12 protein-coding genes are annotated in these 15,269 nt (G+C 63.8%); 10 read left to right on the top strand and 2 right to left on the bottom strand.

Going from position 1 to position 15,269, the window contains the following annotated elements; translation table 11 throughout:
• Nucleotide 1 precedes the first annotated feature (1 nt).
• The 10 genes from BLU39_RS16510 to BLU39_RS16465 all read left to right on the top strand — a co-directional run bounded on the left by BLU39_RS16510 (nt 2) and on the right by BLU39_RS16465 (nt 11,210).
• On the top strand, nt 2–736 hold the full coding sequence (locus tag BLU39_RS16510; RefSeq protein WP_052140116.1) for a GntR family transcriptional regulator: 735 nt from the start codon (nt 2–4) through the stop codon (nt 734–736).
• On the top strand, nt 733–1,845 hold the full coding sequence (gene nagA, locus BLU39_RS16505; RefSeq protein ID WP_092714818.1) for an N-acetylglucosamine-6-phosphate deacetylase: 1,113 nt from the start codon (nt 733–735) through the stop codon (nt 1,843–1,845). Before BLU39_RS16510 ends, nagA begins: the two co-directional genes overlap by 4 nt.
• Nucleotides 1,835–2,848, top strand: a complete 1,014-nt coding sequence (locus tag BLU39_RS16500) for an SIS domain-containing protein (protein ID WP_092714816.1) — start codon at nt 1,835–1,837, stop codon at nt 2,846–2,848. Before nagA ends, BLU39_RS16500 begins: the two co-directional genes overlap by 11 nt.
• A 131-nt stretch (nt 2,849–2,979) precedes the next feature.
• Nucleotides 2,980–4,239 carry an ABC transporter substrate-binding protein gene (locus BLU39_RS16495; protein WP_092714814.1) on the top strand — a complete coding sequence of 420 codons (1,260 nt, stop codon included), beginning with the start codon at nt 2,980–2,982 and terminating at the stop codon, nt 4,237–4,239.
• Between the two features lie 7 nt (nt 4,240–4,246).
• The gene (locus BLU39_RS16490; protein WP_092714812.1) at nt 4,247–5,116 is read left to right on the top strand and encodes a carbohydrate ABC transporter permease; all 870 of its coding nucleotides are present in this window, start codon (nt 4,247–4,249) and stop codon (nt 5,114–5,116) included.
• A gap of 2 nt (nt 5,117–5,118) precedes the next feature.
• Entirely contained in the window at nt 5,119–5,955 is an 837-nt protein-coding gene (locus tag BLU39_RS16485) for a carbohydrate ABC transporter permease (protein WP_046685314.1), read from the top strand.
• 26 nt (nt 5,956–5,981) lie between these two features.
• Nucleotides 5,982–7,310, top strand: coding sequence for an MFS transporter (locus BLU39_RS16480; protein ID WP_092714809.1), 1,329 nt, complete (start codon nt 5,982–5,984; stop codon nt 7,308–7,310).
• 14 nt (nt 7,311–7,324) lie between these two features.
• On the top strand, nt 7,325–8,458 hold the full coding sequence (locus BLU39_RS16475) for an ABC transporter ATP-binding protein (protein WP_092714807.1): 1,134 nt from the start codon (nt 7,325–7,327) through the stop codon (nt 8,456–8,458).
• A 161-nt stretch (nt 8,459–8,619) separates the two neighbouring features.
• Nucleotides 8,620–9,936 carry a tetratricopeptide repeat protein gene (locus BLU39_RS16470; RefSeq protein WP_092714805.1) on the top strand — a complete coding sequence of 439 codons (1,317 nt, stop codon included), beginning with the start codon at nt 8,620–8,622 and terminating at the stop codon, nt 9,934–9,936.
• 80 nt (nt 9,937–10,016) lie between these two features.
• Nucleotides 10,017–11,210: a DUF5009 domain-containing protein gene (locus tag BLU39_RS16465; protein WP_157808891.1), complete on the top strand. Its 1,194-nt coding sequence runs from the start codon at nt 10,017–10,019 to the stop codon at nt 11,208–11,210.
• Here the strand turns inward: BLU39_RS16465 and BLU39_RS16460 are convergent.
• On the bottom strand, nt 11,207–12,328 hold the full coding sequence (locus BLU39_RS16460; RefSeq protein ID WP_092714801.1) for an acyltransferase family protein: 1,122 nt from the start codon (nt 12,326–12,328) through the stop codon (nt 11,207–11,209). The two genes, BLU39_RS16465 and BLU39_RS16460, sit on opposite strands and share 4 nt — an antisense overlap.
• 65 nt (nt 12,329–12,393) lie before the next feature.
• Complete coding sequence (locus tag BLU39_RS16455; protein WP_175539340.1) at nt 12,394–15,093, bottom strand: TonB-dependent receptor; 2,700 nt, start codon at nt 15,091–15,093, stop codon at nt 12,394–12,396.
• Nucleotides 15,094–15,269: the final 176 nt, after the last annotated feature.

Raw genomic sequence — 15,269 nt, 5'->3', positions numbered from 1 at the left:
CATGCTGGCCAAACTGTCCGCCTTCAAACCCAATCCGGCCAGCGACACGCCGCTCTACATGCAGTTGGCGAACATGCTGTCGGACGGCATCGCCAGCGGCGACTGGCGCGCCAACCAGGCCTTGCCCTCCGAGCGCGTACTGTCGGACATCCTGGAAATTTCGCGCGTCACGGCGCGCAAGGCCATCGACATGCTGTGCGACCGGGGCATGCTGACGCGCAAGCGCGGCTCGGGCACCTACATCACGCCCAAGCTGGAACAGCCGCTGTCGCGCCTGACGAGCTTTTCGGAAGAATTGCGCCAGCGCGGTTTCACGGCCGGCTCGCGCTGGCTGCAGCGCGACATCGGCTCGGCCGCGCCGCTGGAACTGCTGTCGCTGGGCCTGTCGCCGCACATGCCGGTGGCGCGCCTGCGCCGCCTGCGCACGGCCGATGAAGTGGTGATGGCGATCGAAACGACCACCATCCCCGCCCTGTATATGCCGGACCCGCAGCAGGTGACCGATTCGCTGTACGGCTACCTGGAGTCGCGCGGCACCATCCCGATGCGCGCGCTGCAGCATATCCGCGCCGTCAACGCCACGGCGGAACAGGCCAAGCTGGCCAACATCAAGACGGGTGAAGCCATGCTGCACATCACCCGTGTCAGTTATCTCGACAACGGCGCAGCGGTGGAACTGACCCACTCGTATTGCCGCAGTGATTATTATGAATTCGTAGCGGAGTCGCGCAGATGAGCAGCACTATCAAAGGCAATATCCTTACCCCCGGCGGCTGGATCCACGGCGCCATCGCCTTCGGCGAGCGCGTCGACAGCATCACGGGCGATTCCCTTCACCCGTCGAACAACAGCGACGACTATATTCTGCCCGGCTTCATCGACCTGCACGTGCACGGCGGCGCCGGCAAGGACATCATGGAAGGCGGCGACGCCGTCTATGCCATCGCGGCCATCCATGCGCGCCACGGCACGACCAGCCTGCTGGCCACCACCATGACGGCGCCGCCGGAAGACATCGACATGGCCTTGACGGCCATCGGCATCGCCGCCAACCACCGCCGCCCGAACACGGCGCGCGTGCTGGGCGCCCACCTGGAAGGCCCGTACATCAATTCCGGCAAGCTCGGGGCGCAGCCGAACTTCGCGCGCGCCGCCACGCTGGCTGAAATCGAACGCCTGCAAACACTGGCCAAGCTGCGCGTCATCACCGTGGCGCCGGAAATCGCCGGCCACCTGGACCTGGTGCGGGCGCTGGCCGACGCCGGCGTGCGCGTGCAGATCGGCCACACGCTCGGCTCCTACGAAGACGGCGTGGCCGCGCTGGAGCACGGCGCCATGGGTTTCACGCATCTGTTCAACGCCATGAGCGGCCTGCACCACCGCGAGCCGGGCATGGTCGGCGCCGCCCTGGCGCACGCCGAATATGCGGAGCTGATTCCCGACCTGCTGCACGTGCACCCGGGCGCCATCAAGGTGGCCCTGCGCGCCATCCCGCGCCTGTACTGCGTTACCGATTCGACGGCCGCCACCGGCATGCCGGACGGCGAATACATGCTGGGCCGCCACGCCGTGCAGAAATGCATGGGCGGCGTGCGCCTGCCCGACGGCACGCTGGCGGGCAGCACCCTGACCCTGGACCAGGCGCTGCGCAACCTGGTGGGACTGGGACTGGACCTGGCCGACGCGTCCAAGCGCGTGTCAACCAACGCCGCCGATTACCTGGGCCTGGAAGAACGCGGCCGGCTGGCCCCCGGCACTTACGCCGATCTGGTGGTACTCGATCGCGATCTCAAACTCAAAGCTGTGTATATAGAAGGAGAAATCTGTGACCTCAATGATGCTTAAAGAAGCCATTTCCGCCGCCGAATGCGTCGCCCTGCAACTGGCCAGCGACACGGAACGCTACGCGGAACTGGGCCGCAAATTGAGGAGCACCTCATTCTCGACCGCGCTGACCATCGCGCGCGGCAGCTCCGACCACGCCTGCAACTACGTCGCCTACCTGATCATGGCGCGCCTGGGCCGTGTCGTGGCATCGCTGCCGATGTCGCTGGTGACCCTGAACAAATCGCCGCTGGTGACGCGCGACACCCTGGCCATCTCGATCTCGCAATCGGGCCAGAGCCCGGACGTGGTCGAGCCGATCCGCTATTTCCGCGACGGCGGCGCCACCACCGTGGCCCTCGTCAACGACATCGATTCGCCGCTGGCGCACGCCGCCGAGTGGGCCATGCCCCTGCGCGCCGGCAAGGAGCAAAGCGTCGCCGCCACCAAAAGTTTTATTACCAGCCTGGTCGCCGGTGCGCGCATGGTGGCACAGTGGCAGAACGACCCCGAGCTGCTGGGCGGCCTGGAAGCGCTGCCGGAGGCGCTGCTCGAAGCGACCCGCGTCGACTGGTCGCCGGCCATCGACGTGCTGGCCCCGGCCCGCAACATCATGGTCGTCGGACGCGGCATCAGCTTCCCCGTGGCGCTGGAATCGGCCCTGAAATTCAAGGAAACGTCGGCCCTGCAGGCGGAGGCGTTCAGCGGCGCCGAAATCAAGCACGGCCCGATGGCCCTGATCGAAGAAGGCTACCCGCTGCTGATTTTCGCCACCCGCGGGCCGACCCAGGCCGGCCTGCTGCAACTGGCCAGCGAAATGCGCGGCCGCGGCGCCAAGGTCTTGCTGGCGGCGCCCGCCGACGTGGCCGAGCGCGACCTGACCCTGCCCGTGGCGGCCACGCCGGACCTCGATCCGATCGTCGCCATCCAGTCCTTCTACGTGATGGCGGCAAAACTGTCGGCCGCGCGCGGCATGGACCCGGATGCGCCGCGTCACTTGAGCAAGGTCACCAAGACCAATTAAGCACTACCCGGCAGCTGCGCCCCCCCACATGGGGCGCGGCTGCCGGCAGCAGCACGCATATAAGCGACGGCAAGGGCATGTACCCGCGCCGCGGACTCATGGACATTGGAGCTTCGCGCTCCAGGATAAAAATGACGATCAAGAGACTGTTGGCGGTTGTTGCCTGCGCGGGCCTGCTCGCGCCGCAGGCATGGGCTGCCGAGAAAATCGAATTCTGGACCTTCAGCATGAAGCCCAAGTTCACGCCGTATTTCAATGCGGTGGTGGCGCGCTATGAGGCGCAGAATCCCGGCGTCAAGATCGAATGGATCGACTTCCCGTGGGACGTCATCCAGACCAAGCTGGTCACGCGCATCGTGGCCGGCACGCCGCCCGCGCTGGTCAGCCTGAACGTGCCCTGGGCCGACGAATTCGCGCGCGACGGCCTGCTCAGCCCCGTCGATGGACTGATCGGGGAAGCGCGCGCCAGCTACATTCCCAGCGCCCTGGACGACTTGCGCTTCAAGGGCCGCACCTACGGTTTTCCCATGTACAGCAATGTCGCGGTGATCGCCTTCAATACCGCCATCTTCAAGCAGGCGGGCCTCACGCGCGGCCCCGCCAGCCTCGATGAACAGCTGGCGTACGCGCGCCAGATCGCGCAACGCACGGGCAAGGCCGGCATCGCCCCCGCCTTGTCCAAGATCGACGGCCTGTTCATGCAACAGGGCCTGGCCGTCATCACCGACAACCGCGCCGTCTTCAATTCGCCGCAGCACGTGGCGCTGGTGCAGAAACTGGCCGACACCTACAAGGTGGGAGGCCTGTTGAAAGAAAGCCTGTTCGCCGAAGACAATTTCCCGGCCGTGATCGACGCCTACAAGGGCGGTCGCCTGGGCATGCTGCTGGCGCCGCCGACGGCCATGCAGCGCATCTGCGGCGATGCGAAAGACATCTACGCCATCACCGACGTGGCGCCCGCGCCGCTGGGCCCGACCGGCATCGCCGATGGCGGCTGGCTCGTGCACTTCGCCATTCCGAAAGGCGTGCCGGCGCGCCAGCTGCCGGCGGTCGGCAAGTTCGCGCGCTTCCTGACGAACGACGAGAACCAGCTGGCCTTCGCCAAACAGGCCAGCGTCTTTCCCACCACCGTGAAGGCGGCGGCCGACCCGTTCTTTCTCGCCACGCCAGCAAACGCGGGCGCGGCCGAAAAGGCGGTGGCCGCCGGCGCCCTGTCGATGGGCCACGCGCGCACCCTGTACGTGGCCGGCATCGACGACTACGACGAGCTGCGCCGCTCGCTCGTGAAGGCCGTCGAGGCCGGGGTCACGGGCAAGCAGGACGTCAAGCAGGCGCTGGACCAGGCCGTCGCCATCTGGAACCGCAAGCTGGCCACCCTGCCGCGTCACTGAGGACACCATGAAACTCGCCCACCGCCATACCGTGCAAGCCTGGCTGTTCCTGACTCCCGCCCTGCTGCTGCTGGCCGCATTTTCCTTCTGGCCCGTCGGCTACGGCTCCGTGCTGGCCTTCACCGACTACAGCCTGATACGCGAGACGCGCTTCGTCGGCCTCGACAACTTCCGCTACATCTTCAACAACGAGATGTTCGTCTCGGGCCTGAAAAACTCGCTGATGTTCCTGCTGATGGTGCCCTTCGTGCAGGTGGGCGCCATCGTGCTGGCCGTGCTGGTGAACAACCGCCTGCCCGGCATCCGCCTGTTCCGCGCCGCCTTCTACGTGCCCGTGGTCACCACCGTGTCCGTGGTCGGCATCATGTGGGGCTTCATGTTCCACGAACAGGGCGCGCTCAACTACGTGATGATGACCCTGAAACTCGTGAACGCGCCCGTGGGCTGGCTGTCGAACGACAGCCTGGCCCTGTTTGCCGTGATGTTCGTCACCCTGTGGCGCGGCCTGGGCTGGTACATGGTGATGTACCTGGCGGCCCTGCAGGCTATCCCCTCGGACATGCAGGAAGCGGCCATGCTCGATGGCGCCAACCGCTGGCAGCGCTTCTGGAAGATCACCGTGCCGATGCTGCGCCCCACCATCATGCTGTGCTCCATCCTGTCCGTGCTGGCGGCTTTGAAGGCGTACCAGGAAGTCGACGTGCTGACCCAGGGCGGGCCGATGAATTCCACCTTCACGGCGCTGTACTACGCGTATGACCAGGGCCTGAAACACTTGAAACTGCCGCGCGCGCTGGCGGCCAGCTTCGTCGTCTCGCTGTTCTGCATAGCCATCGCCCTGCTGTGCCTGCGCTATCTGAAACCGAAGCACCGCTGACCATGAAAAAACGATCCCGTCCCCTGACAACGCGCCTGCACATCCTGGGCCACTACGCCGTGCTGTGCGCGATCGCCGTCGTCTGCGTCTTCCCGTTCTGGTGGACACTGGTGACGGCCATTTCCACGGAAGGCAATATCTTCGCCTTCCCGCCCACCTTCTGGCCCAAGGCGCCCTCATTCGACAACTTCATCGAAGTGTTCAAGGCGATCCCGATCTGGTCGTTCTTCAAGAATTCCGTGCTGATCGCCGTGTTCACCGTGTTCTGGAAACTGCTGCTGTGTTCACTGGCCGCGTATCCGCTGGCGCGCCTGAAGTTCCGCGGCCGCAAGCTCGTGTTCGGCCTGATCCTGGCCACCCTGGTGCTGCCGTCCGAGGTCAACTTCCTCGTCAACTTCATCACCATTACGCAAATGAGCCTGGTCGACACCTACACGGGCGTGATCCTGCCCAACGTGGTGACGGCCGTGGCCATCTTGCTGCTCAAGCAGGCGTTCGAGGAAGTGCCGCAAGACCTGATCGACGCGGCGCGTGTCGATGGCGCGTCCGAGTGGGTGATCTTCAGCCGCATCATGCTGCCGCTGATTACGCCATGGCTGGCCACCGTCGGCATCCTCACGGCCGTCGAGTCGTGGAACGAATACATCTGGCCCTCCATCGTCATGAGCAAGCCCGATGAATTTCCCCTGTCGGTGGGCGTGCTGTACTTGCGCGGCACCTTCGGCAGCAGCACGCGCGTGATCGCGGCCGGCACCCTGATCACCATCGTGCCGACCCTGCTCGCCTTCCTGTTTACCCAACGCTTCTTCATGCGCGGCATGGACGGCGCAGTCAAATGAAAACGTCTCTCGATAAGGAAGCCCCCATGCACGACCAGCGCATCAGCATCAGCAAGAAAGTCCGCAGCCCGATCACCTGGGTGCCCACCTTGTACTTCGCCCAGGGCTTGCCGTTCTACGCCGTGGCCCTGGTGGCCGGCCTGATGTTCAAGAGCATGGGCGTGCCGAACGACCTGATCGCCCGCTGGACGGGCCTGATCGGCTTTGCCTGGGTCTTCAAGTCGCTGTGGAGCCCCTTCCTGGAACTGGCGTCGAGCAAGAAGACCATGGTGGTGCTGTTCCAGTTCCTTGGCGGCCTGAGCCTGGGCCTGATCGCGCTGGCCCTGCAAACGCCGCTGTGGTTCGCCGCCTGCATCGCCGTGCTGTTCGTCGCCGCGCTGGCCTCGTCCACGCACGACATCGTCTGCGACGGCCTGTATATCGCCAGCCTGTCGGACAAGCAGCAGGCGGCCTACGCGGGCTGGCAAGGCGCCTTTTTCAATGCCGGAAAATTCATCTCGCTGGGCGGCCTGGTGATCCTGGCCGGCTACCTGGAGAAAAAAATCGGCATCAAGCCGGCATGGTCGGTCATCTTCCTGATCATCGGCGCCATGATGCTGTCGCTGGCCGCCTACCACCTGTGGGCGCTGCCGCAGGTGCGCAATGCGGCCGTGGCCGACAAGAGTGTCGCGGGCATCAGCCGCACCCTGTGGGACGTGCTGGTCGACTTCCTGAAAAAGCCCGGCATCTGGGGCATGATCGCCTTCATCATCCTGTTCCGCGCGGGCGAGGCGCAAGTGCAGACCATCGGCCCGCTGTTCCTGCGCGAAGCGCGCGAACTGGGCGGCCTGGGCCTGTCGACGACGGAAGTGGGCGCCGTGTACGGCACGGCCGGCACCGTCGCCTTCCTGCTGGGCAGCATCGGCGGCGGCTACTTCACGTCGTGGCTGGGCCTCAAGCGCGCCATGTTCTTCCTGATCCTGGCCATGAACTTGCCGAACCTGGTGTTCTACTACCTGAGCCACAGCATGCCCACCGACCTGACCCTGATCACGGCCGCGCTCAGCGTGGAGATGTTCGGCTATGGCTTCGGCTTCGTCGGCCTGATCCTGTTCATGATGCAGGTGGTCTCCGTCGGCAAATACCAGACGGCCCACTATGCGTTCGCCACCGGCGTGATGCAGCTGGGCTTCGTGCTGTTCAAGATGATCAGCGGCGACATCCAGACGGCGCTCGGCTACAAGACCTTCTTCCTGTGGGTGCTGGTGTCGGCCGTGCCCGTATTGATCCTGTCGCGCTTCATGCGCATCGGCCCGAAGGATACCTCCGACCCATCTGACGCCGGCGCCACATCCGCGCCGGCCAGCGCCAGCTAGGAATCGCACAAGCCATGGCACATATCGTTTTAAAAAATATCGTCAAGCTGTACGACGACAAGCACCCCGTCATCCACGGCATCGACCTCGATATCCGCGACGGCGAATTCGTCGTCTTCGTCGGGCCGTCCGGCTGCGGCAAATCGACCCTGCTGCGCATGATCGCCGGCCTGGAAGACATCACGGACGGCGAGCTGCATATCGGCGGCCAGCTGGCCAACGACGTCGCGCCGGCCGAACGTGGCCTGGCCATGGTCTTCCAGAGCTACGCCCTGTATCCGCACATGACGGTGTACGAGAACATGGCCTTTGCCCTCTCGCTGGCCGGACATAAAAAGGCCGAGGTGCGCGCCGCCGTCGAACGCGCGGCCGACATCCTGCAGATCACGCCCCTGTTGAAACGCAAGCCGAAGGACCTGTCGGGCGGCCAGCGCCAGCGCGTGGCCATCGGCCGCGCCATCGTGCGCAAACCCAAGGTTTTTCTCTTCGACGAACCGCTGTCGAACCTCGACGCCTCGCTGCGCGTGCAGATGCGCGTGGAAATCTCGCGCCTGCACCAGGAATTGAAGACGACCATGATCTACGTCACGCACGACCAGGTCGAGGCCATGACCCTGGGCGAGCGCATCGTCGTCTTCAACGGCGGGCGCATCGAGCAGGTAGGCAGTCCGCACGAGTTGTACAACAATCCCGGCAACCTGTTCGTGGCCGGCTTCCTTGGCGCGCCGAAGATGAACTTCGTCGCTTGCGAGGCCGTCGCCTGTGGTCCCGGCTCCGTAGCCGTGCGCCTGCCCGGCGGCACCGTCATCGACGTCGAGGCGCAGGGTGATGGCGTGACGCCCGGCGACCCGCTGACCCTGGGCGTGCGCGCCGAGCACGTCAGCCTGCGGCACGGTGCCAATGGGGGCGACAACGTGGTCGACGCGGCCGTCAGCCATGTGGAATACCTGGGCGACGTGGCCATCGTTTACGCCAGCATGCCGGGGGTGAACGATATGCTGGCAGTCAAGCTGCCGGCCGAGGAAGGCTTGCGCCACGCGGGCGACGCCATGCGGTTGCATCTGCCGCCGCAGCGCTGCCTGCTGTTCGATGCCAAAGGGCGAGCCCTGGCGCGCACGTTTGCCGCACCCGCTCAGCCGTTTATGTGACAATAGCCGTTTTGTATCATGCCGCTTCTGTTTGACTTGTGCAGGCAGACTGGCAGAATGATGTTTTTTCGAGCTTCCTTGCCCCTCTGGCAATGCCACTGCACGATTGTTGCGGCTGCCAGTGCCGGTGCGTATTTTTGTTATTGATTGAAGGGTAACCCATGTCCCAATTCCGTCTTGCACGCCTTAGCCTGCTCCTGGCCGCCATCGGCCTCAATGTCCTGCCAGCCGTGTCGCACGCGCAGGATGCCAAGCCGGCCGCTGCCGCCGGTGCGCCCGCCGCCGTACCTGCCGACACGGTGCGTCCTGAAGTGTTCAAACTGCTCGATCCGGACGCCGTGAAAGCGTCGATGGATGCGAAAAACTACGCCGACGTGCAAAGCCGCATCGACCAGGCTGCCGCCATTCCCGCCCTGACACCGTACGAACTGTTCGTGCTGAACCGCCTGCGCGTGGCGCTGGCGTCGACCACCAACAATGCGCCGATGGCCATGACGGCGCTGGAAGCGGTCATCGAATCGGGCAAGCTGGAAAAAAAGGTACAAGGCGATTTCATCCAGGCGCTGGCCAACTACCACTACAACGCCAAGGATTATCCGAACGCCATCAAATGGTTCACCCGTTACCAGACGGAAACCGGTGACGTCGCTGGCGTGCGCCAGTACATCATCCGCGCCTACTACTTCAGCAATGATTTCGCGCGCGCGAAACAGGAACTGATGGCCGACCTGACGGCCAAGCAAGCGGCCGGCAAGACGCCGACGATCGAAGAACTGCAATTGCTGGCCAACACGGGTTCGAAAAGCAAGGATCCGGCCACCTACCTGGTCGCCATGGAAAACCTGGTGCGCTACTACCCATCCGATGACTACTGGAGCGATCTGCTGAGCCGCACGCAAGGCAAGGCCGGCTATTCCGACCGTTTCGCCCTGGACGTGCTGCGCCTGCAATTCAAGGCCGTGGGCACGATGCCGCCGCAAGATTACAGCGACATGGCTGAAATCGCCCTGCAGAACGCCTTCCCGACGGAAGCGAAAAAAGTCCTCGACGCGGGCTTTGCCAAAGGCGTGCTGGGCACGGGCGCGAATGCCGCCAAGCACAAGAAACTGCGCGACCAGGCCAACAAGGGTGCCGCCGACGATGCGAAAAACATTGCCAGCGGCGAAGCATCGGCCATGAAGAGCAAGGATGGCACGGGCTTGATCAACCTCGGCTACGCTTTCGTCACGATGGACCAGTTCGACAAAGGTATCGACCTGATCCAGAAAGGCATCGCCAAGGGCGGCCTGAAGCGTCCAGAAGACGCCAAGCTGCGCCTCGGTTATTCCTACGCCATGGCCGGCAAGAAAGATGAAGCCATCAAGGTACTGGAAACGGTCAAGGGCGGCGACGGCGTGGGCGACCTGGCCCGCTACTGGATACTGTGGCTGAACCGTCCTGCCACCCCAGCGGCGGCACCGGCAGCAGCGGCACAGTAATTCCCGCTCCCGCCAGCATGCGCAAGGCAGTTCCCGGCTCACGCCGGGGCTGCTTTTTTTTCGACCTTTGCCATTGTCCCATGCCGCCAGCCACCACCGCCACCGCCGAACGATTGACCAGCCTGGACGCCTTCCGCGGCTGCGTGATCGTCATCATGATCTGGGTCAACTACCTGGCCGGCATGCCCCGCATCGCCTGGTGGCTCGAGCATGCGGGGCCTCGCGCCGACGGCATCACCTTGCCCGACCTGGTCTTTCCCGGCTTCCTGTTCATGGTCGGCATGGCCATACCGCTGGCCTTGCAACGCCATTGCGGCCACGTCACGCCAGCCTTGCTGGGGCGCCTGCTGTGGCGCTCCGCGAGCCTGATGCTGGCCGGCGTGGTAATGGCCAATGCCTACCGCTACGATGCGCAGGCGGCGCCGCTGCCGCAGGCTGTGTACTTCCTGCTCTTTTATGTGGCCATGATACTGCTGTGGCGCCAGGGCGCGGGCAAGCTGGAACTGGCCGCCGGCGGCGCGCTGATGCTGTTCCTGCTGGCGACGTTCCGTGGCGAATTGAATGCGGAATTTTCCAGTACCTGGCTGCAACCGTCGTGGTGGGGCATCCTCGGCATGATAGGCTGGTCCTATTTGCTGTGCAGCCTGCTGTACCTGGCGTGCCGGGGCAGCGGCACGGCGCTGATGGGTATGTTTGCCCTGCTGCTCGTGCTGTACATGGGCGGCACGGCGGGCAGCCTCGATTTCCTGCCTGCAGGCATCAACGCCATCGTCAACGTGCCGCAAGTGCTCGGTTCGACGACGGCCAATGTGCTGGCCGGCACGCTGGTGGGCCAGCTCTTCCTGCGCGGCGCCGCCCTGGACCATGGGCAGCGCATCCGCTTCATGGCGTGGTTTGCGCTGGGCATGTTCGCGGCCGGCATGCTGTTGCGGCCGTATCACCACATCAACAAGATCGCGGCGACGGAATCCTACACGCTCGTGTGCGGCGCCCTCATCCTGGCCCTCTTCCTCGTGTTTTACGTCGTCATCGACGTGTGGCGTTGGCGCGCCTGGGCCGTCGTGCTCTTGCCCGCTGGCACCAATGCCCTGTTCGCCTACATCGTGCCCGACCTGTGGCAGCAACTGGCGGCCGTGCTGCACTTGCCGCGCTTCTGGTGGCCGTACTGGGAAACGGGCGGCGCGGCCGGCCTGTGGAATGCGGCGGCCGTCACCGCCCTGATGCTGCTCTTCACCGCACTGGCCACGCGCTACGGCCTGAAATTGAAATTCTAGACCTTGATGTAGATCTTGCGCTTGTCCATGACGTAGGCGATCAGCCAGCACAGCAGCATGAAGCTGACGGCAAACAGCAAGGAAGCCACGCGCGCCGGCACCCAGCCCGTAAACCAGTGCTGGTACAGCCACTGGTACAGATTGCCGCCTCCGATGCGCACGGTAAACGCGATGATCACCAGTACTTCCGACACCAGGTAAATGAAGAGCGTGTTCTTGCCGAAGACTTCAAAAAAGTAGGTCCAGCCCGTGATCTTGCGCACGTCGATGACGAACATCAGCAGCGCCAGCAGCAGCAAGTCCAGGCCGATGCCGAGCATTACGTACGAGCTGGTCCACAGCTTCTTGTTGATCGGGAATACCTCGTTCCAGCACAGGGCCACGGCCACGCAGATGATGCCGGCCGCCACCAGCCGATACAGCGCGGCACGCAGCTGCGCCGGTGCCGTGCGGCGCACGAAACTGCCCGCCAGGTAGCCGGCAATCACATTGACGATCGCTGGCAAGGTGCCGAGGATGCCTTCCGGATCGAAGGCGATGCCTTCGCCGTGGTACAGATGGCTGTCGCCCAGCAAGATCAAATCGAGTTTGGCCGGCGCGTTGCCGTGCAAGCTGTAGTCGCCCCAGGTCGCGAGGATGGCCCAGTAACCGAGCAAGGCGCAGGCGCTGAAGACGAGCGCGCCGCGCGTCTTCCAGTAGTGGAGGATCAGGGCGGCGGCCAGGTAGCACACGGCGATGCGCTGCAGCACGCCGGGAATGCGCGTGTGCGACAGCGGCGACCAGGCGAACTGGCCCGCGTCGTCGATCTTGAAGAAGGGAAACCAGTACAGCAGGAAGCCCAGCAAAAAGATCAGCGCGCTGCGCTTGCACAGCTTGGCCAGCACGGCGCCATGGCCCAGATTTTCATACTTGCCCAGCGCAAAGGCCAGCGCATTGCCGACGACAAACAGAAAACTGGGAAACACGAGGTCCGTGAGGGTAAAGCCATGCCATTCGGCATGTAAAAACGGCGCATACACGCTGCCCCAGTCGCCAGGGGTATTGACAACGATCATCAGGGCGACGGTCAGGCCGCGCAGGACGTCGAGGGCGAGGTAGCGTTGGGAAGCAATAGTCATGGTCAAGCAATTCCAAAAGATAAAAGCCGGCTCCCCGCTTGTGGCGGAAAGCCGGTAAAAAAAACCTATAACTTGGCGCGCAGGCCAAAGTAGAACTGACGGCCGTTCGAATACAGGGCCGTCGGCTGGTCCTGGTTGGCGCCGTAATACTTGAGCACCGGGTTATTCAGGTTCAGCACATCGAAGGTCAGCGAATAGCGCTCGTCGATCTTGTAGTTGATCGACGCGGCCAGGTTGCCCACGCCGTGCACGTACTGGGGCGAGCTGCTGAACAGGCCGGCCAGGAAGCTGGAGCGGTAGGTATAGGCCAGGCGCGCACTCAGGCGCGCGTCCTCGTAATAGCCTTCCAGGTTGTAGGTGCCGCGCGAGCTGCCCACGACTGCGGCGCCATCGTCGGCCTTGCCATTCGTATAGGTGTAATTGCCCACCACGCCGAAACCGCCCCACAAGCCCTGCTGGTAACTGAGTTCCACACCCTTGTTCTTGGCGCCGATATTCGTCGGCGACTGGATCACGTAGGTGTTGAATTTCTTGAAGGTATTATTGTAGTAGCTCACGGGCGCCGTACCAAACGTCACGTACGATTTCATGTCCATATAGAAGGCGCCCACCGACAGCATGGCCTTCGGTGCGAAATACCATTCCAGGGTGGCGTCGTAGTTGGTCGAGCGTATCGGTTTCAAATCCGGATTACCGCCCGTGCCCGTCAGCAACTGGTCATTCAGGTTGACGGCGCCCACCAGTGCGCTGTAGTCGGCGCGCGCCATGGTTTTCGCCACAGCCGCGCGGGCCACCAAGTCCTTGCTCAAGTCGAATTTGATGTTCGCGCTGGGCAGCACATCCGTGTAACTGTGCTTGACGACGGTGGGCGTGTAGGTGCCGAAAATATTCTCCTGGCCGATCGGATTTTCGCCGCCCGGCACGTTCGTCACCGTCGTCTGCTGCGTGCGCACGACGCGCACACCCACATTGCCGCGCCACTTGTTGCCTGCCAGGTTGGCCATGAGGTAGGCCGCGCTATCCTTTTCCTTCACGTCCAGTTCGGCCGGCCAGTTGCGCGAATTCGGCCCACCCGAATTGTCGTATTTGTTGGCCCACGCCACCAGGTCGGCCGGATCGAGCTGCCAGTAGCGGCCCTGCGCGCTGCCGCCCAGGCCCTTGCCGTAATCGCCGGGATAGGTGCCGCCATTCCACTTCGGCAAGGGCGCATTCGTCGTGCCGTCGCACACGGCACAGCTGCGGTTTTCCGGCCAGGACACATTGCGGTGGTGTTCCGCGTAGCGCGCGCCGAATTTCAACGACTCCAGCACGCCGTAATCCATGCTCAGCTCGCTATCGGCCTGGCCATATTTTTCCGTATCCAGGGTTTCCACATGCGAACCCCAGGCCGATGCCGTGACCGCGTTGGAGAACCTGGAAATATCGAGACCCGGGAAATTCAGCCTGGCCGGCGACAGGCCGTTCAGCTGGTAGGACACGCCGACGCCCGTCAAGCCCGCCTCATAGCCGAGGTCGACGGGCGTCTCGCCGATGCCCCGCGTGTAGCCGAGGCTGCCCGTGATACGCAGGCGCTCGCTGGCGCGGTAGCTGCCGTTGACATCGATGTAGGCGGTCGACGAGTTCGAACCGGGACGGTAGATCTGGTCGACCAGGGCCGGATACAGCTGGCCGTTGTACGGCGTGGTGGCGTTGGCCGCAGGAAACTGCGACGCGGGAAAATCGGCCGCCACCAGGGTATTGTTCTTGACCGTAAACATACTGGGAATCACGCCCACGTGCTTGCCGTCATTGTCGACGGCATTCAGGTTGGCGCCCGGCTGATTATAAAAGCTGCGGTTGTAATTGGCCGCGTCCAGCTTGGAATAGAAGCCGTTGACGTCGAGCATCAGGTCGGAAGTCGGTTTGAATTGCAGGTCGACGCTGCCGCCCTGGCGCTTGCGCACTTGCTCGAACAGGGCCGAGTTGATGCCCAGCGGCGCCAGCACGCCGGCCAGTTCCGGATATTTCTGCGCGGCCGGGCTGTTGGCGTCGATGGCGCCATAGCCGAAGAATTCCTGGCCATCGCGGCGCTCGTGGCGTTTTTCGGAAAACACCTGGAACAGCACGCCCATGGTCTTCGCTTCGTTCTTCCAGTTGAACAAGGCATTCATTTGCGGATCGGTCTTGCCCGGCAAGTCCGCATAGATGGCCTGCACGGCCAGCTCGGCCGTAAACGGCTGCTTGAAACTGAGCGGCTTGCGCGTCTCGATATTGATGGAGCCGGCCACGCCCCCTTCCACCAGGTCCGCCTGGGCGCTCTTTTGCACGGTGACCCGGCTGACGATTTCCGACGGCAGCAAGGCAAAGCTGACGCTGCGCCCCACGGTGCCCACCTGGTCCGTGACGAACCAGTCGCCCGTGCCCACGGCGTGGCCATTGATCAGGGTTTGCGTCAGGCTGGGGCTGGTGCCGCGGATGCTGACCCGGTCATTTTCCGAGAAGCCGCCCTCGCCGCCGGCCGACGAGGAAATGTTCACGCCCGGCACGCGCTGCACGGCGTCGGCCACGTTCTTGTCGGGCAGCTTGCCGATGTCTTCCGCGCTGACGACGTCGATCACGGAATCGCTGTTGCGCTTCTGGCTCAGCGACTGTTCCAGCGAGGCGCGGATGCCGGTGACGACCACTTCCTGCATGGGGGATTGCTGCGCCTGGGCCGCCATGCTCATGGACAGCAAGGCCGCAGCGGCGGCGATGGGGTGTAGTACGGGGTGCAAACGACTGTTCATAGACTCCTCGTTATAGATGTCCGACACGGTGGCGGGACGGTTTTATATGAGTACAGACGGCAGGCGCCCAGTCAGCGGGCGTCGAAAAAAAAGGCAAGCTCCCGTAACAGGAACTTGCCTTGAAAAGACCGAGGAAGACCGGGCCTGACGCGGGCGCATCAGGCCTGATCGTCGTG

Source organism: Janthinobacterium sp. OK676, from assembly GCF_900103595.1.
Classification (GTDB): domain Bacteria; phylum Pseudomonadota; class Gammaproteobacteria; order Burkholderiales; family Burkholderiaceae_D; genus Janthinobacterium.
Note: the sequence above shows the minus strand (reverse complement) of the source record. Positions and strands in the feature narration are given on the sequence as shown.